Source organism: Shewanella psychropiezotolerans, assembly GCF_007197555.1.
GTDB classification, from domain to species: Bacteria; Pseudomonadota; Gammaproteobacteria; order Enterobacterales; family Shewanellaceae; genus Shewanella; species Shewanella psychropiezotolerans.
Map to the genome: position 1 here is coordinate 3,810,499 of NZ_CP041614.1, position 19,388 is coordinate 3,829,886.

18 protein-coding genes and 1 pseudogene are annotated in these 19,388 nt (G+C 43.7%); 7 read left to right on the forward strand and 12 right to left on the reverse strand.

Annotated features, from left to right (window positions below):
- Nucleotides 1-256: 256 nt before the first annotated feature.
- The 3 genes from ushA (FM037_RS16970) to FM037_RS16980 all read right to left on the reverse strand — a co-directional run bounded on the left by ushA (FM037_RS16970) (nucleotide 257) and on the right by FM037_RS16980 (nucleotide 5,320).
- On the reverse strand, nucleotides 257-1,969 hold the full coding sequence (gene ushA / locus FM037_RS16970; protein ID WP_144046942.1) for a bifunctional UDP-sugar hydrolase/5'-nucleotidase UshA: 1,713 nt from the start codon (nucleotides 1,967-1,969) through the stop codon (nucleotides 257-259).
- A 593-nt stretch (nucleotides 1,970-2,562) separates the two neighbouring features.
- Entirely contained in the window at nucleotides 2,563-4,299 is a 1,737-nt protein-coding gene (gene ushA, locus FM037_RS16975) for a bifunctional UDP-sugar hydrolase/5'-nucleotidase UshA (protein ID WP_144046943.1), read from the reverse strand.
- 349 nt (nucleotides 4,300-4,648) lie between these two features.
- Complete coding sequence (locus FM037_RS16980) at nucleotides 4,649-5,320, reverse strand: alpha/beta hydrolase (protein ID WP_144046944.1); 672 nt, start codon at nucleotides 5,318-5,320, stop codon at nucleotides 4,649-4,651.
- Nucleotides 5,321-5,522: 202 nt separating this feature from the next.
- Between FM037_RS16980 and FM037_RS16985 the strand changes: the two genes are divergently transcribed.
- On the forward strand, nucleotides 5,523-6,533 hold the full coding sequence (locus tag FM037_RS16985) for a glutathione S-transferase family protein (RefSeq protein ID WP_144046945.1): 1,011 nt from the start codon (nucleotides 5,523-5,525) through the stop codon (nucleotides 6,531-6,533).
- 33 nt (nucleotides 6,534-6,566) lie between these two features.
- Here FM037_RS16985 and FM037_RS30195 read toward each other — a convergent pair whose 3' ends face one another.
- The 4 genes from FM037_RS30195 to FM037_RS17005 form a co-directional block, all read right to left on the reverse strand.
- Nucleotides 6,567-6,962 (reverse strand): DUF3389 domain-containing protein, encoded by a 396-nt coding sequence (locus tag FM037_RS30195; RefSeq protein WP_324617072.1) that lies wholly within the window; start codon nucleotides 6,960-6,962, stop codon nucleotides 6,567-6,569.
- Nucleotides 6,910-7,392 (reverse strand): FKBP-type peptidyl-prolyl cis-trans isomerase, encoded by a 483-nt coding sequence (locus FM037_RS16995; RefSeq protein ID WP_144046947.1) that lies wholly within the window; start codon nucleotides 7,390-7,392, stop codon nucleotides 6,910-6,912. Before FM037_RS16995 ends, FM037_RS30195 begins: the two co-directional genes overlap by 53 nt.
- 81 nt (nucleotides 7,393-7,473) lie before the next feature.
- Entirely contained in the window at nucleotides 7,474-8,349 is an 876-nt protein-coding gene (locus FM037_RS17000; RefSeq protein ID WP_144046948.1) for a WYL domain-containing protein, read from the reverse strand.
- A gap of 202 nt (nucleotides 8,350-8,551) precedes the next feature.
- Nucleotides 8,552-9,739 (reverse strand): lytic murein transglycosylase, encoded by a 1,188-nt coding sequence (locus FM037_RS17005; RefSeq protein WP_144046949.1) that lies wholly within the window; start codon nucleotides 9,737-9,739, stop codon nucleotides 8,552-8,554.
- Nucleotides 9,740-10,001: 262 nt separating this feature from the next.
- Here FM037_RS17005 and FM037_RS17010 point away from each other — a divergent pair, with 262 nt between their 5' ends.
- The gene (locus tag FM037_RS17010) at nucleotides 10,002-10,361 is read left to right on the forward strand and encodes a DUF2750 domain-containing protein (RefSeq protein WP_144046950.1); all 360 of its coding nucleotides are present in this window, start codon (nucleotides 10,002-10,004) and stop codon (nucleotides 10,359-10,361) included.
- A 90-nt stretch (nucleotides 10,362-10,451) separates the two neighbouring features.
- Nucleotides 10,452-11,120 carry a hypothetical protein gene (locus FM037_RS17015; protein WP_144046951.1) on the forward strand — a complete coding sequence of 223 codons (669 nt, stop codon included), beginning with the start codon at nucleotides 10,452-10,454 and terminating at the stop codon, nucleotides 11,118-11,120.
- Nucleotides 11,121-11,150: 30 nt separating this feature from the next.
- Here the strand turns inward: FM037_RS17015 and FM037_RS17020 are convergent, their stop codons facing one another.
- Nucleotides 11,151-12,092, reverse strand: coding sequence for a chemotaxis protein CheV (locus FM037_RS17020; RefSeq protein ID WP_144046952.1), 942 nt, complete (start codon nucleotides 12,090-12,092; stop codon nucleotides 11,151-11,153).
- Between the two features lie 157 nt (nucleotides 12,093-12,249).
- Nucleotides 12,250-13,863, reverse strand: a complete 1,614-nt coding sequence (locus FM037_RS17025) for a mechanosensitive ion channel family protein (RefSeq protein WP_144046953.1) — start codon at nucleotides 13,861-13,863, stop codon at nucleotides 12,250-12,252.
- A gap of 488 nt (nucleotides 13,864-14,351) precedes the next feature.
- Between FM037_RS17025 and FM037_RS17030 the strand changes: the two genes are divergently transcribed.
- Nucleotides 14,352-14,525, forward strand: coding sequence for a hypothetical protein (locus FM037_RS17030; RefSeq protein ID WP_144046954.1), 174 nt, complete (start codon nucleotides 14,352-14,354; stop codon nucleotides 14,523-14,525).
- Between the two features lie 309 nt (nucleotides 14,526-14,834).
- Here the strand turns inward: FM037_RS17030 and FM037_RS17035 are convergent.
- Nucleotides 14,835-15,753, reverse strand: a pseudogene (locus FM037_RS17035) (pyridoxal-phosphate dependent enzyme).
- A gap of 215 nt (nucleotides 15,754-15,968) precedes the next feature.
- Between FM037_RS17035 and FM037_RS17040 the strand changes: the two are divergent.
- On the forward strand, nucleotides 15,969-16,376 hold the full coding sequence (locus FM037_RS17040; RefSeq protein WP_144046955.1) for a YccF domain-containing protein: 408 nt from the start codon (nucleotides 15,969-15,971) through the stop codon (nucleotides 16,374-16,376).
- A gap of 57 nt (nucleotides 16,377-16,433) precedes the next feature.
- On the opposite strand, the gene FM037_RS17045 is transcribed toward FM037_RS17040, so the two are convergent.
- Complete coding sequence (locus FM037_RS17045) at nucleotides 16,434-17,069, reverse strand: substrate-binding periplasmic protein (protein ID WP_324617073.1); 636 nt, start codon at nucleotides 17,067-17,069, stop codon at nucleotides 16,434-16,436.
- A gap of 327 nt (nucleotides 17,070-17,396) precedes the next feature.
- Here FM037_RS17045 and FM037_RS17050 point away from each other — a divergent pair, with 327 nt between their 5' ends.
- Together FM037_RS17050 and FM037_RS17055 are read left to right on the forward strand one after the other, a co-directional pair.
- Nucleotides 17,397-17,624 (forward strand): PGPGW domain-containing protein, encoded by a 228-nt coding sequence (locus tag FM037_RS17050; protein WP_144046957.1) that lies wholly within the window; start codon nucleotides 17,397-17,399, stop codon nucleotides 17,622-17,624.
- A gap of 247 nt (nucleotides 17,625-17,871) precedes the next feature.
- Entirely contained in the window at nucleotides 17,872-18,861 is a 990-nt protein-coding gene (locus FM037_RS17055) for a cytochrome-c peroxidase (RefSeq protein ID WP_144046958.1), read from the forward strand.
- A gap of 150 nt (nucleotides 18,862-19,011) precedes the next feature.
- Here FM037_RS17055 and FM037_RS17060 read toward each other — a convergent pair whose 3' ends face one another.
- Nucleotides 19,012-19,368, reverse strand: a complete 357-nt coding sequence (locus FM037_RS17060; RefSeq protein WP_144046959.1) for a DUF6508 domain-containing protein — start codon at nucleotides 19,366-19,368, stop codon at nucleotides 19,012-19,014.
- Between the last annotated feature and the right edge of the window lie 20 nt (nucleotides 19,369-19,388).

Consider the following 19,388-nt stretch of genomic DNA (forward strand, 5'->3'; position numbering starts at 1 on the left):
CTCGACTGCTTCTGCAGTAACTTGTCGCACCTATTTGTTAATCGTTAACTTTATGACCCCGAAGGCATCACGATTTACGTTAACTCAGGAACCTCATCGAGCGTTCCTTAAACTATATATGTAGGCGTATTTTGAGTTTTCAAGGCAATATTTTAAATTTATTAAAATATATATTTATATTGAAAGGTCTTTGAAAGTAAGAATAAACATAAAAAAGCAGCCCGAAGGCTGCTTTCTAAAGAAGTGAAATACTAAATTATCGCTGACAAGCCAAAGTACTATTACTGTTCAAGAACTGGATGTCACTGGCTACTGGAGCGAAATCAGCAACCAGTATATCGCCAATGTCTTTGATGAAGGTGTACATAACCTCTGCATCAACATAGCCCGTCATAACCGGAGTCAGTACTGGGTAGCCATCACCACCTGCCGCATTGAAGCTAGGAACTGTGAAGCTGTAACTTGCGTCAGCAGCATAGCCTTTGCCATTAATGTCGTTGATAGCAACTGTTTTTGCTTCACAATCAACATCCATCTTAATCCCTACAAGCTGAGGGTATGCGCCAGAACCCGTTTCACCGATATCTACAGTTGCAACTGTATTTAAGTACTCAGTGATTTCGGCGCCAGTCATTGTGCTCTTAGTAATTGAGTTGCCAAAGGGCTGCACAGTCAAAACATCTTTGTATGTGATTTCACCGGCTTCGATAGAAGCACGTACACCACCTGAGTTCATTACCGCAAAGTCGGCACCCACTTTAGTACGCTGGGCTTCAGCAATCAAACGACCTAAATTAGTCTGTTGTGTACGAACAACGGCACGTTCACCCTCCAGTTTGCCATCGGTAGTACCGATAACTTCAAGAAGCTCTTCCTGACCCGAATTTTGGTACTGCTGCATAATTTCAAGCACGGTAGCATCGGGCGTGATAGCTTCACCGATAAGGACACGCTCGCCCTCTTCGTTCTTCTTCTTCAAGTTAACAGGGATCAACTTGTAGCTGGCCAAATGTAGCTCATCATTGAAGTATTCAAAATTGGCTTGACCAACATACTTGCCCCACTCGTGAGCTTGCATGATGAACGTACCGTTCTGCACGTCTGGCTTACATTCGCCACCAGCGGTGAACTCAGGATCATATGCATCACCTTCCATACAAACTGGGTTCTGAGAGTGTCCACCGATAACAGCCTGTAGATCGCCTTCAGTCATAGCACGAGCCAGAGCAACATCACCTGGCGCGTTGCTACCGCTGGCACCATCGGCATAATGACCCATATGAGTGGTGGCAAAAATCAAGTCAGCCGCATCGGCATCTTTGATGTCCTTGATGACTTTCTTAAGCTCTTCTTGTGGGTCGGTAAACTCAAGACCACTGATGAATTCAGGGTTACCAATTTTGGCCGTATCTTCAGTTGTCAGACCGACAACGGCAATACGAAGACCGTTAACATCGAATACCTTGTACGGTTCAAAATAACGAGCACCAGAAACTTTGTCATAAATGTTAGCCGCTAACATCGGGAAATTAGCCAGTTCACGTTGCATATCAACAACTGACAATGGGTTATCAAACTCGTGATTACCGACTGCCATAGCGTCATAACCAATCAGGTTCATACCGACGAAATCCGGACGTGCATCTTGCAAGTCTGACTCAGGTACACCCGTGTTGATGTCACCACCGGAAAGTAAGATGGTTTCGCCACCGTTTGACTCAACTTCGGCACGGATCTGGTCGATCAGCGTCTTACGAGCCGCCATACCATACTCGCCGTATTTGTTTTCGAAGAAACGACCATGGTTATCATTAGTGTGAAGTACAGTGAAAATTGTACAAGCTTCGCCAGCTTCAGCACATGTAGCAGGCAGAACAACTTCTTTGTTGTCATCATTATCACTTCCACAACCCGCTAATGCCGCCAGCACTGCAGTTGCAACTAAACCTTTAATTAGCTTATTTGTCATTACTATCAACCCCATTTTTTATTAGATATCTATTTGTTACCATCATTCTTACAATGTGAGACTCTCTGGACTCGTTGGCAACATCATAGCAAAGAATATTTGGCTAATGTGTCACTTTAATGAATTTATGTGACATTAATGTTCTTAAATACAGTGATTTACTTTGAAGATTGTCCATAAATAAGAACAAACATAAATCAATATTAAGGCAGCTAATATCAAATTATTTTTCAGATAACCAGAGGAACGTCTTGCACCTTAATTTTTCAAAGAGTTAGCCAGACAAGACAAAATCAGCTAACCAAACAAAAATAAGAACAGTGGTAATACGCAACAATGATGTTTTTCGAAAAATAAATATGTGTATTTACATCAATGTTACGTTCAAGATCGTTAACGATGAATGTTTTTTGTGCTGTGGATGATAAACATTCACTTTAAACAGGGGGCAGGTGCCGCTTGTTAAATTAGTCTTTAGTAATTTAACAAAGAGGAATGGGTTTACTGCACATAAAAGCTATACAATCGCTAGATACAAAAAAGCAGCCACTAGGCTGCTTTTCTCTAATTGATTTTAGTGGTTTAGAAGCCGTTTATTTAGCGCAGCTCTTAACTATATCGCCACCACGCATAAAGACCGGATGTCCACCATTAGCAGGAGCATAATCGGCAACCTTAATACTTGGGTTTTTTTCAAAGTATTCGCGAAGGACAGATGCATCGCTGCGTTGAGTATCGATATAATTATCATGTCCAGTGATCACCGGGTAATCATCGCCACCTGAAGCACTGAAGTTGATTAAAGAGAAAGTGTATTCACTTTCCAAGTTAAACTGACGATCACCAAGTGAAGTGATCTGAACTATATCAGCAGGTGTTGCTTCTGGGTTTATTTCAACTGCATCACACCGCACCGTCATATCCATAGGATAAAGCTGTGGCATGCCACCGCCAGTCTTCTGAGCTACGTTCGCAAGATATGCTTGTACTTCTGTACCAGACATAGTCACATAAGCAACATCGTTACCAAATGGCTGCACAGTTAGTACGTCGCGGTAAGAAACATCACCTGGCGCGATAGAAGCACGAATACCCCCTGAGTTCATCACACCGAAGTCGACTGTTGGCTCGAAATTAGCTGTCACCCAGTCGCCATAAGCACGGGTTAACAATTGACCCAAGTTTGTCTGCTCTGAACGTACCATATCACGGTCACCTTCTAGCTTACCGTCTGTACTGGAGATAACCACGTCCAGTAATTCTTGGCCAGCTTCCTGATAATGCTGCAATGCATCGATAACAATTTGGTCCTGCTCAACTTCTTGAGTATAGAAGTTACCCTCATCATCTTTAAGATTAATAGGGATCAAGCTATAGCTAACGAGTGTTAACTCACCATCCATATATTCAAAATCGGCGCGACCCACATACTTGCCCCACTCGTGAGCTTGCATGATAAAGGTGCCGTTTTGAATGTCAGGCTTACACGCATCACCGGGGGCAAAGTCGGCGTACTCATCACCTTCCATACACACAGGATTCTGTGAATGACCGCCGATAATGGCCTGCAGCTGACCTTGATCTAATGAACGCGCTAACTTCACATCACCAGGGGCTTCAGTGCCGTGCTTACCATCGGCGTAATGCCCCATATGGGTCAAAGCAAACACCATATCGACAGTTTCATTTGCTTCAATCTCAACAAGCACTTTCTGGATCTCATCTTGAGGGTCGGTGAAATGCAGGCTGGCAACATTATCCGGGCTAACCACTTTAGGTGTATCGACGGTAGTGAAGCCGATGATAGCCACTTTCAAGCCATTGATATCAAATACACGATAAGGCTCAAAATAACGATCTTCACTGCCCTTATGGTAAATGTTAGCCGCTAACATAGGGAACTGAGCAATATTGGCCTGCATATCGAGTACTGTTAACTCGTTATCAAACTCATGATTACCCACCGCCATGGCGTCGTAACGTAAAATGTTCATTCCCAAAAAGTCAGGTACAGCATTCTGCATATCTGATTCCGGCACACCAGTGTTGATATCACCACCAGATAACAGAATCGTTTCACCACCACTTCGCTCAACTTCAGAGCGGATCTGATCGATCACTGTCTTACGCGCCGCCATACCATACTCGCCGTCACTGTTTTGCCAGAAACGACCATGGTTATCATTGGTATGGATCACTGTGAATGTGGTACAGGCATCACCGGCTGCTTCGCATGCCGTCAGTGGTGTATCGTCATCACTGGAATTACAACCTGCCAATGCCGCTAAAACTGCTGTTGCGACAAGACCTTTTATTAGCTTATTTGTCATTACATCAACCCCTAGGTGTTAGTTATTAATACTCGGACTCTTTGGTCCAGAGGCTGCAATGATACCAAAGCGGGAGTGATACATGTGTTAGCCTTACAGCCAAATTGTTGGCAATCGTCAGCACTTACAGTGACTTATTGATCAATTCTGTTCGCTATGAAGGAAAGATAAACGACTGATAGGGGAGGAATCGAACCAGCATTTCATTTATAGACTTAAGGGGTGGGTGTATAAACTTATTTTTCAATAGCTTAAGCTTACTCGCTGCAACCTCTGATCTTGCGAAATACAAAACAAACCTCAGAGGTTACAATTTGTATTTTTGTGAATTAATTCACAAAAAATTCATCTAGATCAATCTGCTGACTAGCCATTTCCCTATATCTTGCAGTTGATGTGGTAACACACTGTGTCCCATGGCATAAGTTTTCCATTCGGTTTGATAATCGGCTTGATTCAACAGATCATTAGCCATCTTGCCCGCGAAGAGTGGCACCACATCATCTTGCTCACCGTGATGCTGAAGTATGCTCGTCAGCTTATTTGCTGCACTTAGTTGAGCCGGTAATTCATCGGCCGTGGGTAAGTAACAAGACAGCGCCATTATGCCGGCTAACGTTTGTGGATATCTTAATCCGCTAAACAGGCTCATCACACCACCTTGGCTAAAACCTGCCAGTACGATTTTATCCGCAGGTATTCCGACATCGATCTGCTCCTGTATCAGTGCTATCACAAATTGCTCTGAGTCCAGGACCCCGGGCATATCGGCGCGATTATGCAGATCCATGCTCTTAATGTCATACCAGCTTCGCATCACATAACCTTGGTTGATCGTCACCGCCTGCTCGGGAGCGTGAGGGAATATAAAACGAATGCTGTGATCATCTGGCAAACCCAGTACCGGTACTACGGGGGCAAAGCCGGCACCTGAATCACCTAAGCCGTGTAACCAGATCACGCATGCTTTTGCGCTGGTGTTTGGCTCTATGGTTATCCGCTCTAATGCTGTTACTGACATCTATTTCCCTTTATTTTTAATGAAACTTTATCGCCGATATCATATCAGGATCACCATAACCTAAGCTACCAGGCATATATACGAGTAAAACATTCGATAAAATCGGACGTTAAGGGCAAAATTATGGTCTTTTAATCCATTTAATTGAGAGTTAAATTGGATCATAGACATTCATAGTACAAAAACAGTGCAGAGGAATAACATGGGCTTACTTCAAGATGGAAAATGGGTCGACCAATGGTACTCGACTAAAGAGAATGGCGGAAAATTTGTACGTGAGGATGCACGTTTCAGAAATTGGATCACCACCGATGGGCAAGCTCACTCCGAAATGCCGAATACACAGGGCTTCAAGGCCGAAGCGAACAGGTATCATCTTTACGTCTCCCTTGCCTGCCCTTGGGCACACAGGACTTTAATTTTTCGCGAGCTTAAGTCATTGCAAAATATCATAAATATCACAGTCGTCGAGCCTCACATGTTGCAAAACGGCTGGGAGTTTGCGGGAGCCAGCCAAAGCCAAGATGCTGTCCATATAACAGGTGCTGATGAAGACGCACTCAACAATAAGGCATTCCTGTATCAGATATATCAGCTGGCAGCGCCCGACTACAGCGGACGCGTCACAGTACCTGTGTTATGGGATAAACACACTCAAACCATAGTCAGTAATGAATCTGCTGAAATAATTCGTATGTTTAACTCAGCCTTCAATCACCTGACCGATAATCAGCTGGACTTTTATCCAGAAGCCTTACGAGAAGAGATCGATACGCTCAATGAATATATCTATTCGAGCATAAATAATGGTGTCTATCGCGCTGGATTCGCCACTTCCCAAGCCGCCTATAATGAAGCCTTTGATGAAATTTTTACGGCATTAGATAAGCTGGAGTCGACACTAAGCCAGAAGCGATATCTCACGGGAAGCAAGATAACAGAAGCCGATTGGAGGCTGTTTACCACCTTAATTCGTTTCGATGCCGTCTATGTCGGCCATTTCAAGACCAATAAGCAACGTATCCAAGACTACCCGGCAATATCAGGCTATCTAAGAGAGCTGTATCAGGTCGAAGGTATTGCATCCACGGTGAATTTTGACCACATTAAGCAGCACTATTACTTTAGCCATGCCAATATCAATCCAAGCAGGATTGTACCCGATGGCCCAGAGCTGGATTATTTAGCGCCCCATAACAGAGAAGGCTTATAATACCAATTGGTAGTAAGTCAGTAGAGGCGTCTTCTAGACGCCTAACTCTTCTCGAATCATAGCTATTTGTTCCGAAGAATCTAATTTTAGGCTCCACCTTACGGCCCCAGCGTCGGCGTGCATGATGAGTGCATCATCGATGAACTTAATATCTTCAACCATGGCATACATGGTGATACCAGAGGTATTGAATCGCACTTGCACCTCAAACTGAGACAGGATCACCTTCCCCTGTGAAAAATTGATAACCATATGATTGCTAACTATTCCTAATATCAATTCAATTAAATTTGGCGGAAGCCAGATAAGAGATAAAAATAAAAAAACCAGCAACGATGCTGGTTTTGATATGCCTGTCGCTAATACTGTATAGCGATTAGTGGTGATGACCACCTTTACCGTGGGCATGTCCGTGGGCAACTTCTTCATCGGTCGCATCACGCGCTTCAACAATCTCGATATCGAATGTGAGCTCACGACCCGCCAATGGATGATTAACATCAACCGTTGCCATAAACTTACCCATCTTGACTATTGTCACCTGACGTTGGCCTTGATCCGTATCGATCAATGCGCGCATGCCAGCTTTCCATTTTTTAGCGCCTTGTAGATGCTTAACAGAGACACGTTGAATCGCATCTTCATTTCTAACACCATAGGTGGTTTCCGGCGCCAGTGTGACAGAGAAGCTTTCGCCAACCTCTTTACCTTCAATTGAATCTTCAACACCAGGCATCATGTTGTTATGGCCGTGCAGATACGCGATAGGATCCAGATCTTTATTCGTCTCTAAAACTTCACCCTTTTCATCGCGCAGTGTGTATTTAAACTGAACAACCATATCATTTTTAATGCTCATTAAATGTCCTTAACTCTATACCTGACTCTATTTTGGTGACGAAGTTTAACAAAAGTCCCCTACGCACTCTAGTGTTAAATATCAACGGCTCGCACCACCAGGGATAATAGCGAGTTGTTCTATATGTTTGAGTATCTCATGATTGGCTAAGGCTAGCTGACACACACCTGTGGTGATCCTGTGCTTCGCAGAACAATCGACACTCCACTGTCTTAACAGATATCCGGCTAAGGCGGCTCGGGTTTGAATCTCTATTTTATTGTCCAGCATCTGGTAATCCAGAGCGATAGCCTCAGGGTGTTTAAGACTAGGGTGTGGGATTAAGCATAAGGTGATCATTTGATCCCAGTGGCTGTCTTTAGCCTGTGTCTCATTAAACGTCGGCCCGCTACTGGCACCTGAGATCATCTTAATTCGGGTGACGACAAAATCGGTAAACACTTGATGAGCACGATCGAAGGCTCGCACATGCCAACGCTGGCCGTTATTGACCAAGGCATGGGGCACGATTTCACGCTCCTTCTCTCCGGATGAAACAGACACATATTTTATGTTAATCGCCTGCTTGTTTTGTATTGCACGCATCAAAGCGGCAATGATCTCTGTATCCGGATGAATGAGCTGCACCGCATCGATACAAATTTCACTCGGTGAGATGGGATGAGACAACCCATCACCGAAGCCTTTCGCTAGGCCGTGTAATATTCCTTCCGGCTCGTGCTGGAACAGGGCTCTGAATTCGGGGTTTCTATGATAACTCTTAGTCTGATGCACCAGTGTCATGTTATCTGGTGCTAAACCACGGTAACTGGCGAAATCACGGGTCGCAGCCGCTAAGCCAGTAGCAAATTTCTTAATTAGATCCTGACGAGATATCTGGCCAAAATATTGTAGGCTGAAATCGATAAAAGCGAGTCGCTGCTTTTGAGCATGTGAAAGGTTATCCATAATATTCATACACTTTTATCTCTTTTTATTAATGCAGCATGTAGAAACTATCGGACTCACACCGAGTTTCAGGAATAGGTAATCTAATATAAGGTAAAGGATAAAAACAAAAGGTGCAATCAATGTGATTACACCTTATAAAGGGAAATGAATGAGGCTGAGCAGTGTTAAGGGTCATCTTGAATGACCCTTAACTTGATGAGCAAACTGACTAGTTGACTCCGATGGCCTTAAACGTCGCCTCATCGGGGAATCCATCGGCAACTAGGCCAGCACTTTGCTGATAGGCACGTAAACCGGCCTTAGAATTTCTTCCCATCACACCGTCGGGTTTACCCACATCGAAGCCCTTATCATTTAGCTTAGCTTGCAACGCCTTAACACGAGCACGGCTTAAATTATCTTGCTTAGGCGGCGCTATGACTAATCCCACTCCCCCGTTAATTCTATCGGCTAAATGGCCAACTGCAATGGCATAAAATTCAGAACGGTTCCAGCGCATGATCACATCAAAATTCTTATACCCTAAGAACGCCGGACCCGTATGCCCGGCAGGAAGGTAAAGCTTGGCAGTCATGTCGGGGGTCGACAAGGCTGCTCCATTACTCTGGGTCAGTCCCAGCTTTTTCCACTCGGCCAAATATTGAGCCTGAGAATTACCAAGATAATCATAATTGAAATTAGCAGGTAATCTCACTTCCCTGCCCCAACGCTCGTCTCGCTGCCAACCGAGTTGATTGAGAAAGTTCGCTGCAGATGCCAATGCGTCGGCAGTGCTATTCCATAGGTCGGCTTTGCCATCACCGTCACCATCGACGGCGTAGTGAGTGTAAGCGCTCGGCATAAATTGAGTATGTCCCATGGCACCGGCCCAAGACCCCACCATGGTAGAGGCATCAAAATTATACTTCTCTTTAAGCTTTAGTGCTTTCATCAACTCGCCGGTAAAATACTTACTACGACGAGGGTCACAGGCCAAGGTCGCCAGTGAATCTAACACCGGCATTTTACCCTTATATGAACCAAAGTTGGTTTCGAGCCCCCAAAATGCCATCAGGTATTGCGGTGGAATACCATAGGTTTCTTGTAATTTCTCTAATAACACCTTGTGCTCACGCAACATCTTCCGACCTTGGTTTACGCGCCAGTCTGTCACCCGTTTACTAAAATAATTATCGAAGGTCTGACTAAACTCTGGCTGTTTCTTATCGAGTTCAATCACTCTGGGGACATATTTAACATTGGCTAACGCGTTATCGATTGTCTCCTTCGAAAGACCCTCTTGCTGGGCTTTCTCCTGCAGATTAACGACACAAGCTGCGAAATCATCGGCGCTAGCCGGCAACGCCCAGAGGGAGGATACGAAGAGTACTGATGCTAATGGGACATTTTTAATCAAAATGACAACTCCAAGAATGCAAAAAAATATTTTGACCAGAATGATAAAAAGAAAATTCTCAAGGTCGCAAAACGACATAGATCTGAGCCATAATAACTATAGGAACAAGATAGTTTAAGTATTAATCTCATTTTTCGACAGAAATAAGGTTATTTTTACTTAATGTTTTATCTAACAGGCGTTAATCAGCAAGATTCCCTTGGAGAATACGCCGCCTGGCGTATAATGACACGGTTTTAATTACACACTTAAGAGATCTATCATGAGCGAAATTACCACTGAACTAGCCAGCTTTATCGAGAATGTAAAACAACATCAAGTTGTCTGGGGACTACAAGATGAAACCGGTGAAGGTTGGGTTGTATGCGATTCATCGGAATACGAACATACTGACGTAATGCCGCTTTGGTCTTCTGAAGCAAATGCCAAGGTTCACTGCAGCGAAGAGTGGTCAGACTATCAACCTGTGTCGATCACCTTAGTCGAGTTCCTTGAGTTTTGGGTATCGGACCTAAACGACGATGGCGTACTTGTTGGTACCGATTGGCTAGCCGATCAAGAATGTTTAGAAACCGACCCTATCGAACTGGCTAAATCATTAGTACAGGTTGAAGAAGAGTAATTGAGCCTTTCAGCATACTCTTATACTGAAATTAAAGGCTTTGTTAGATTTCAGTCATCACTATTGCGTCATATCTGTCTTGAATAGATTATGACGCAATCTGTTCCCCTCATCGATGTCCCCTTCGAATTTCGCCATATTTGTTGGTTCTGTAATGAGCCTTCCAACTGCGTATTTGAATATCATGCAAGCGTGCATACGCCTCATTCCAGTTTAGCTGTTCCGGCATGTAAAGAGTGTCTCAAACTGGCTAAAAAAAGTCCGCTAACGTCTATTTGGGATTGCCAGCTAGCAGTCAAAGATGGATTAATGCGTATCTATGCCAAACACCTTGCCATAGGGGTTAATTGGACTGAGCAGGAATTAATCGACTCTGAGTTTTCCTGTAAAGTGTTTGAGGGCTTCAAGAAAAGCGCCTGGATGATGTACCTAATTGCCAGAGACAGAGTCAATGCCACTGGTTGGCCTCTGAGTTTAGATGGCGTCGACATAGATGATAGCGATTTTGTCGTGGGGTTTGAATTTGACGGGGTGAAATATAGCTCATTGTCGAAAGCTGTGTCTCATTACAGTCAAACCTTGGGCTTAGATAGACTTTTTTTCGAAGCTATTTTATCCCAGGTTGGACGCCAAAGATTTAGTTATGCCGTCAGAATAGCCCGTATCAACATAGCCTCCCCAAAAAGGGTGAAACAAGAGGTGGTAAAAGACATAGCCATTGAGCAAGGCACGCCTTTAGCCGAAAAAACTTGGTTCTAAGCCCACTAGTTACCCTATCTAACTATCTAACTATCTAACTATCTCTCTTAGCCTTTGCTGCACTACATCGACTAATAAGTCCGGCTGAAACTTAGAGATGAAACGATCACAGCCTACCTTCTCCACCATGGCCTTATTAAAGTTACCACTTAATGAGGTGTTCAATGTGATATAGAGGTCATTCATGCGCTTATCGCTGCGGATTTCGCGGGTTAACTTATAACCATCCATCTCGGGCATTTCAGCGTCGGTGATCAACATTAAGATCTCATCCTGCACAGACTTACCTTCATCACACCAACGCTGTAGCGTCCTTAGAGCCTGTAAACCGTCTGAGACTTCGAGGATCTCTATGCCTAATGGCTCGAGTGTCTCCTTTATCTGTCTTCGCGCCGTCGAGGAGTCATCGGCGATTAAAATCTTACGGCCCTGCATCTCGCCAACCAAGTCCTCATCGAGTACCCCTTCAGACAAGGTGATGTCATAATGAATGATCTCCGCCAACACCTTTTCCACGTCGATAATAGAAACGATTTGACTAACACCATCAATTTCGATGCGAGTGATCGCCGTTAAATAATTATGCCTGCCAGCCGTTTTGGGGGGAGGTAAGATATCTCCCCAGGTCATATTGACAATATGCTCGACTTTACCCACCTTAAAACCCTGAACACTGCGATTATACTCAGTGATGATCATGTTGGCATCATGCTCGCCTGTGATAGGTTTATAGCCGATGGCGCTACGAAGATCGATAACCGGGATGGAGGTTCCACGAATATTAGCCACACCGCTGATATGTGGATGGCTACCAGGAACGGCACTCAATTGAGGCAATTTAACCACCTCTTTTACTTTAAATACATTGATTGCAAAAAGCTGAGTGGCATTGATTCGAAACAGTAAGAGTTCAAGCCGGTTTTCTCCTACAAGCTTGGTTCGTTGGTCAACCGAGTCGAGTACTTTTGCCATTATGTTGCTCTCAAAATAAAAGGTCTAAAAATAAGGGGACAAACATAAAGGCTATCCCGATAAAGCTCTTAGTGATTATAGACTTTATCACTAGCATTGAGCTGATAGAAATCAAGTTAATCTCAAAATGATAACTAATGTTCAAGATTTTAAATGCCTATATTCTTGCCGCTATGGGTGCCACTGGAATGATACGAGAACCATGACTCACTACAATATCCATGATGCCAAGATGTAGCGCTTCGGCCACCAACTGATAAGTCGGAAAACTAGTAGTTCCAACATAAGCGAATACGTTAACCTGCAAGCCGTGCAAGCCAAATCCTTGAAAAGTGACCCGTAGAGGGCTCTCATCCACCTCTTTATGCTGCTCAAGCATTGCCGTTATATCGGCAATAATGCCCTTCAATTGCTCGGAAGAGGTCTCATAATCGAGCCTGATATCGGCCTTGAAACGGATTTTCTCACGCTCTGAGATATTCTCTATCTCCATCTCAGCTAATTTTGCATTGGGCACATGGATCAAGGTTCTGTCTAAGGTTCTTATTTGAGTACACCTTAAACCAATCTGCTCGACTGTCCCCCTAATAGCACCAAACTGACAAAGCTGACCCACCTTAATCGGAGCCGCTGAATATAAGGTAATAGTACCGATAAAGTTTTCTATCGATTGTTTAGAAGCCAAGGCTATGGCAACTCCACCTATTCCCATCCCCGCCAAAATAGCACTGGCACTGAATCCCAGATGTTCCAGCCATACAAGGCCAGCAAGGGCAACAAAAATAACCCGAACAAAATTAGTCAAGGGTCCTAACAGAGAAGCCCCCTGTTGGTTGTTTTGTGCAAGCCAACGCCGTTTAAGACCCGCTTGAAAAATACCTAAAGAAGACCAGACCAACCATACGACAGCGATAAACAACAAAAAACCTGTGTTAACCATCTCCAATGCCATGGCCGAAATGCTACTGTGAGCCATCCAGGCTCTGTCTAATACCACGGCGATAAAGAAACGTAATGGCCCGGCAACGATATAGCCCAACTCCTCTTTAAGCGCATAATTACTTTTCAAAATGATGAATTTAATGACCCAGGTTATTGGGATCACAACTAAAAAAGCGGCAGCCAGATACACTACGAGTAAAGTTAACTCCCAAAGATTCACTTTGAACAAACGACCTTCAGGTATGTTGTCAACAAACCACTCCACCACAGGCCCGTAGCCTAGCTGATCATAGAGCGTTGGGATTTTGGCTACGGTAGCATTAGATATCTTCCAAATCGATCCCTGTTTACCTGGAACACGCTGCAGTAGTAATGAAACTTCACTGCTTTCCAGCTTTATTCGCCCAAAAGCATCCCTATAGGCCGGCAACATATCGTTATCTTTGCCCCGGGGAGAGTCATTGATCTGATCCAGATCAACCCAGATATTTCTGTCGATAATCGCTTGAAGTTTTGAGGCGTATTCTGCTCCCTTACCTTTAGCCATCCCATCTGGAAGATAACGCAGGTCTAAGTATTTAGCCGCCAAGACATAATCTTGTTCATAGGCCGCTTGGGTAAACCCTTCCAGGGTCCCCCTGGGAGTATCGCGTTTGAATTCATCCTTATACTCATACTTTTGATGCACAGAGAGTTCAGTCGTGACTGATTGCTCATTTGACGCACCTTTGAGCACTCCCACCATGTTCGGCACGACTGCGGCACTGGCATGTGAGAATAAAAGGAGTGAACACCAGAAAAGAGGGAGAAACCAATGATTCAAACGCATACTTATCGACCGCCAATTAACAAAACACCCACAAATTCTATCATTTATTACCATAAACGACAGTTTTACAGCTTAATTATATTGGCAACGAAAAAGCGCATAATAATGCTACAAGGGTATTGACAAGCCCATTCTCGTCGATATAATAACCACTAGTTTTGAGACACCTTTATTTAATTTTCTTTGTTAGTCCGACTCCATATCGTCACTGCCTCGCAAAAATATTATAACTCCGGTTCAACTACTCAACTTTAGTCATCTAGCTGTCATACATCTGTGTTTAACTCGAATCCAATCGGTTTAGTGGTTATCTCACAAATTACAAATATTAACATTTATTGATAACTAGTTTACTTGATTAAACCGTCGAAGATGGGTAGCCTCAAAACGAACTTAATGCTCATCTTTTGCTAATAGCTAAGGATTTTATTATTAAATACAAACTGCTATTGATTAATACTAGCAGTAACACATAAGGAGTATGACCTATGTCGTACAATGTAAATGGTCACCAGATCACAGTTAATTTTCCAGTAGATTCTATTTCAGTAAATAAATCTTCTATCGCTTTCACCGATAGCCAAGGAAAAAACCGACAGACTTTCTCAAAGCGCACCGAAGCGTTGAAATTTATGAACTGGCTATTATCTGGCAGTAAATAAGTTTAAGTTAGTTCTTGTCAAACCTCTCACTAGGCTGCTAGTTAGAGTTAGTTAACACAATCAACAGATGCTAATCGATACACTCCTCTCACTGGTATCGAATGTTTCCCCGCTAATAGACAGGAAACAGATAGGACCGGCACCATAAGTCGGCTATTAAGCAATAAAGCAACTCCTACCTTTGGTTCAGGCTGTATCACTTTCACAGATACTTAGCCTGACCAAACGGTAAATACTCCCCAGAACGCATCTCATACATCCAAACGTCACTCTTGGTTCGAACAAATACTACCGATTAACATCATAATTTCAATCACCGTACTTCCTCATGTATCTCGGCAGCATGGTTTCATTACCCAATAATCCCCCTTGGTGAAGATACAAGATAGGCACATCTTCTGAGCTCGTGTTTAGATAGTATTCCAGTGCCAGCCAGCCCAGAGGGTCATAAAGTAACTCGAAAGCGATGCCACTGAGTGAGAGCGTTTTCCACATCTCATAAAACTCAGGATACAATTTCCCGAAATGATACTTTTTTGCCAGAGTCACAATCTCGGGGTGATGTTTTGGATTGTCAGACAGCTCGGTAAATTGCTGAGTTAAGTAAGCACTCCCCCAACCGCGGCGCAGGTAAGCACGCGAATGTTTATCCCCTGTTCAACAAAATACTTATTAACATACAGAGCGGTAGTACCTGTACCGGACGGCAAAAAAACGACAAGATTATGTAATTCATTCTCATCAGCCCACTGCACGATCTCTTCAGCCAGTTTAGACACTCCAAACTCGGCATACTCGCAGCGACCTCCTTCAGGAACAAAAACAGCATTTTCCTCAAGCGGCAGTACAACCTCTTGTATATAAGTGTGAGTGTCCCGACCACCTCTGTCATCCAGAGTATCGAGTGATATGATATGGGCGCCATTAGCTAATGCCGCACCATAGTTACCACTTGGCTTGAGTTTGATGTGAGAGGCAATGTGATCCACATAGAAATCTAAACTCCACCCCTTAATTTTTGCTAGCGCCGACATAGAATAGAGGGAATTAGCCTGGGGGAGCCATAGCCGATGAGCTTAATCACTCCTGGAAAATCATGCTCGATGAAATAGGCAAATTTTCGTGCCTTGTTACCCGAGAATTCAGGGTGGAGCAGATCATCTCTCTTGACAAAAATGTCTCTGTTAAACATCTCTATGGTATCGACTGGGGTGCGGCTTAACTTCATTTCAAGGCATTATAGCTGGGATAGACAAGGAGTGATTTTACCACTGGGTACGCCTTACAATCGACTAAAAGTACTAAAAGCTGATAAATCTCACTAGTACCCTTCCCAATAAGAACAATAAGCAATTGAAACTAAACAATTTAAATACTTGGCACGTCTTCTGCTTAATAAGATTAAGAATGAAAATAAGAAACGATGTTTCACTGGAGGCCTAAATGGCAGTATTACGGTTAGTTTTTAACATAGCTTGGTTTGTCCTTGGCGGCTTCATCATGGGATTAGCATGGTGGCTAGCTGGCCTACTTTGCTTTATCAGTATCATAGGTATCCCATTCGGACGCGCCTGTTTTGTCATAGGTGAAATGACATTTTGGCCCTTCGGTCAAGAACAGATGAATAGAAAACATCTAACGGGACAAGAAGATTTGGGTACTGGCGCTTTTGGCACAGTAGGGAATATTATCTGGTTTCTGTTATTTGGGATCTGGCTCGCAATCGGACATATCACACATGCCTTGGCTTGTTTTGTAACCATTATAGGCATACCTTTTGGTATTCAACATCTCAAACTTGCCATGTTAAGCCTAACGCCAATCGGCCAAACTGTGGTGGCGAAAGCCTAAAATAACGGCTAACGGTGGCCTAATCAAACCTATGGGCCACCGCTAGCAGTTTTCCAATTATTTATCAGACGCCGTAACAGAAGCCATATAATCATCCAAAATAGATTTAGCATCTATTCTAGTGAGTCCATGATTAACAATACTCCGCCACTTATGGCCATCAGGACTGTTTTTAAAGGCAACGTATAATTGTTTTTCTTCGAGCAACTTTTGATTCATCTGTAACTTATCGGCTAATGGCTTCAAGTCATCTCTTGTCAATATAAACCTAAGTACATGTACATCGATCACGGCGCCATCCACACGACCAGTCGCCACCTTCTTGATATTATGTTCATCAGAGCTGACAACTTCAACAGGCTGAGTCCCCTGCTTAATCATGATATCGAGATCGGCAGTATTCACATAGTCTCTAACTACGCCTAATGTATAATCATTCAGATCGATAAGTTTTGGCCAACGGATAGGATTAATTTGTCTCTCTACAAGACCCAATGGGCTTACGCCGAGAGATTCAGAAAAAATAAAGGCCTGTGTCGGATACGAGTATTCGGGTAGATATCCCAGATACATAGAATCATCCCGGCTAGCCAATCTCACCGCCCGGCTCCAGGGATAAAAGTCGACCGAGAGCTCATGACCCATGGCATTGAGAGCGGCGCGGGTGATAGCAATCAATGCGCCTTGATCCACCAGTTTTTTTCCGGAATAAGGTGGCCAGTGTAACGAAGTCAACTTGAGGGTATCCGATTTAGCAGGCCCTATTAGCAATAGGGCTAAAACTAGTACAAGCCTAAGTCCGCACTTCCCTGATGAAGTACTGAACCCAGTAAACGCAAAAATAATTCTTATTCGGTTAATGGAAATATCCTACTTGGCATCGATTTTACATAAGTATAGACAGTTTATACTTAACGGTTATCCGCATAGTAATTAACCTTTGTTACAATTGTCGACTGGCATAAGAGGCCTTTATAATGAGACATTGTCTAAAATAGACATGATTAGACAGGAGCAGGTATGATTCGTAAGGCGCTTATCTCCATTATCGGTGGATTACTGACACTCGCCGGAATCGCTCTGTTGGCCCTGCCCGGACCAGCTTGGCTTCTATTGCCAATAGGGCTTGCCATATTAAGTCTTGAATACTCTTGGGCAAAGATCTGGCTTCGTAAGAGCCAGCGCCAGTTTTATGCTTCCGCCGCCTGGCTAGATAGAAAAATTCTATTGTGGAAAATGAACGGCTAATAGCCGTGCTTAACCTCCCAAAGCCTCAGAGACAAGACCCTCTAGATCACAAACATGTTCAGATAGTGATCTGCATGTCTCTTCCTGCCTTAATCCCCACATAGAGTCTGAGATCTGCTTCACGATTACTTAATCCAAACATACGATAGCCCCTATCTAAACAAAGCGTTACCACCTTTAATTGTGAAGGAATAAGATAGCCTTATAAAATACCCACACAAAAAACAAGTATTAAATGAGGTCTAGTATGAAGCGACTTACTTCAGTTTCTCTCGCCATTCTCGCGGCTATCAGCACTGCCGCCATGGCTCAGGAACCTATCGAGATAATTGAACCGGCAAAAATCACTGCACCAGAAAAGGTCGAATTAGGTAAGATGCTCTTTTTCGAACCAAGGCTCTCAAAATCGGGCTTCATTTCATGTAACTCATGCCACAACCTGTCATTAGGTGGCGTCGATGCACTGCCCACATCCATAGGTCACAACTGGCAACAAGGCCCCATAAATTCACCAACCGTGCTCAACGCCGAATACGGTTTAGCCCAATTCTGGGATGGACGAGCCAAAGATCTGCAAGAGCAAGCAGGTGGCCCTATCGCTAACCCCGGTGAGATGGGCTATACCCATGAGCTCGCAGTATCAACGGTGAAGTCTATGCCAGCATATCAGCTAAGATTTGAGGCGATATATGGTAAAGACGCTGTCAGTATTGACAACATTACCGATGCAATTGCTGAATTTGAAAAGACCTTAGTGACGCCAAATAGCCCATTCGATCTATATCTTAAAGGCGATATGTCAGCAATCAGTGCAGAAGCGAAATCTGGTTATCAACTGTTTAAAGATAAAGGCTGTACTAGTTGTCACAACGGACCAGCTGTTGGTGGCACCATGTATATGAAGATGGGGCTAGTCAAACCTTTCCATACTACAAATCCCGCTGAAGGGCGTATTGCAGTAACCGGCAAAGAAGCCGATAAATTCGTATTTAAGGTACCAACACTCAGAAATATCGAGTTGACCTATCCCTACTTCCACGACGGTGCGACTTGGACACTGGAAGAAGCGGTGAATACCATGGCAGAGATCCAATTAGGACAGGAGTTAACTGAGGTAGAAACCAAAGAGATGGTGACTTTCCTTAAGTCTCTAACCGGTGAGCAGCCGCAGATAGTGTTACCTATCCTACCGCCATCGAATGCTAACACACCAAGACCAGTGCCATTTGGTGACTAGACCAATCTGTATAAGCTATAGATACGCAAACGCCAGCTAAATGCTGGCGTTTTTATGTCTGGCTTCTCTTAAATAGAGAGTATGTACTCTTTACTATAAGGAGGTCATGGATAGATAAAACCTAGCCTATAACCTAACTCTTTTAGCCTTCTAGCAAGCAAGTTTCATTGAAAAATTATTATAGCGTTCAAGGATTGCAATCAAGACACCTTGACGCCTCATATTATCTATCACACCCGGACTAAAGCGTTCGAGACGCGTCATGGCGGTTAGCAATAGTTGGCAATCATGCAGGCTGGCATCGGCAATGTACTCAGGCCTGTCAACTAAATGGCTATTTTGATACCAATCATCCCATTTAAAATCGTTCAGTAGCAAATGGCTCTTGGCCAAGTCTTCGGTAAACTCATGCAGCTTACAAACCGAAATGGGTTTGTCTCCGCAGGCTAATATATTCACATACTTAGCATAAAGGTTCGATGTATGATTCGATACTAATGGCTTCATCTTATACCTCCTATCAACGA

Coding starts and splice junctions, on each gene's coding strand:
- FM037_RS16985 (WP_144046945.1), top strand. CDS start 5,523: ATGGGCTTACTTCAAGATGGAAAATGGGTCGACCAATGGTACTCGACT.
- FM037_RS17060 (WP_144046959.1), bottom strand. CDS start 19,368: ATGAAGCCATTAGTATCGAATCATACATCGAACCTTTATGCTAAGTAT.
- FM037_RS17030 (WP_144046954.1), top strand. CDS start 14,352: ATGTCGTACAATGTAAATGGTCACCAGATCACAGTTAATTTTCCAGTA.
- FM037_RS17050 (WP_144046957.1), top strand. CDS start 17,397: ATGATTCGTAAGGCGCTTATCTCCATTATCGGTGGATTACTGACACTC.
- FM037_RS17040 (WP_144046955.1), top strand. CDS start 15,969: ATGGCAGTATTACGGTTAGTTTTTAACATAGCTTGGTTTGTCCTTGGC.
- FM037_RS17000 (WP_144046948.1), bottom strand. CDS start 8,349: ATGAATATTATGGATAACCTTTCACATGCTCAAAAGCAGCGACTCGCT.
- FM037_RS16995 (WP_144046947.1), bottom strand. CDS start 7,392: ATGAGCATTAAAAATGATATGGTTGTTCAGTTTAAATACACACTGCGC.
- ushA (WP_144046943.1), bottom strand. CDS start 4,299: ATGACAAATAAGCTAATAAAAGGTCTTGTCGCAACAGCAGTTTTAGCG.
- FM037_RS17020 (WP_144046952.1), bottom strand. CDS start 12,092: ATGGCAAAAGTACTCGACTCGGTTGACCAACGAACCAAGCTTGTAGGA.
- FM037_RS17055 (WP_144046958.1), top strand. CDS start 17,872: ATGAAGCGACTTACTTCAGTTTCTCTCGCCATTCTCGCGGCTATCAGC.
- FM037_RS17015 (WP_144046951.1), top strand. CDS start 10,452: ATGACGCAATCTGTTCCCCTCATCGATGTCCCCTTCGAATTTCGCCAT.
- FM037_RS17025 (WP_144046953.1), bottom strand. CDS start 13,863: ATGCGTTTGAATCATTGGTTTCTCCCTCTTTTCTGGTGTTCACTCCTT.
- ushA (WP_144046942.1), bottom strand. CDS start 1,969: ATGACAAATAAGCTAATTAAAGGTTTAGTTGCAACTGCAGTGCTGGCG.
- FM037_RS17010 (WP_144046950.1), top strand. CDS start 10,002: ATGAGCGAAATTACCACTGAACTAGCCAGCTTTATCGAGAATGTAAAA.
- FM037_RS30195 (WP_324617072.1), bottom strand. CDS start 6,962: ATGAAGAAGTTGCCCACGGACATGCCCACGGTAAAGGTGGTCATCACC.
- FM037_RS16980 (WP_144046944.1), bottom strand. CDS start 5,320: ATGTCAGTAACAGCATTAGAGCGGATAACCATAGAGCCAAACACCAGC.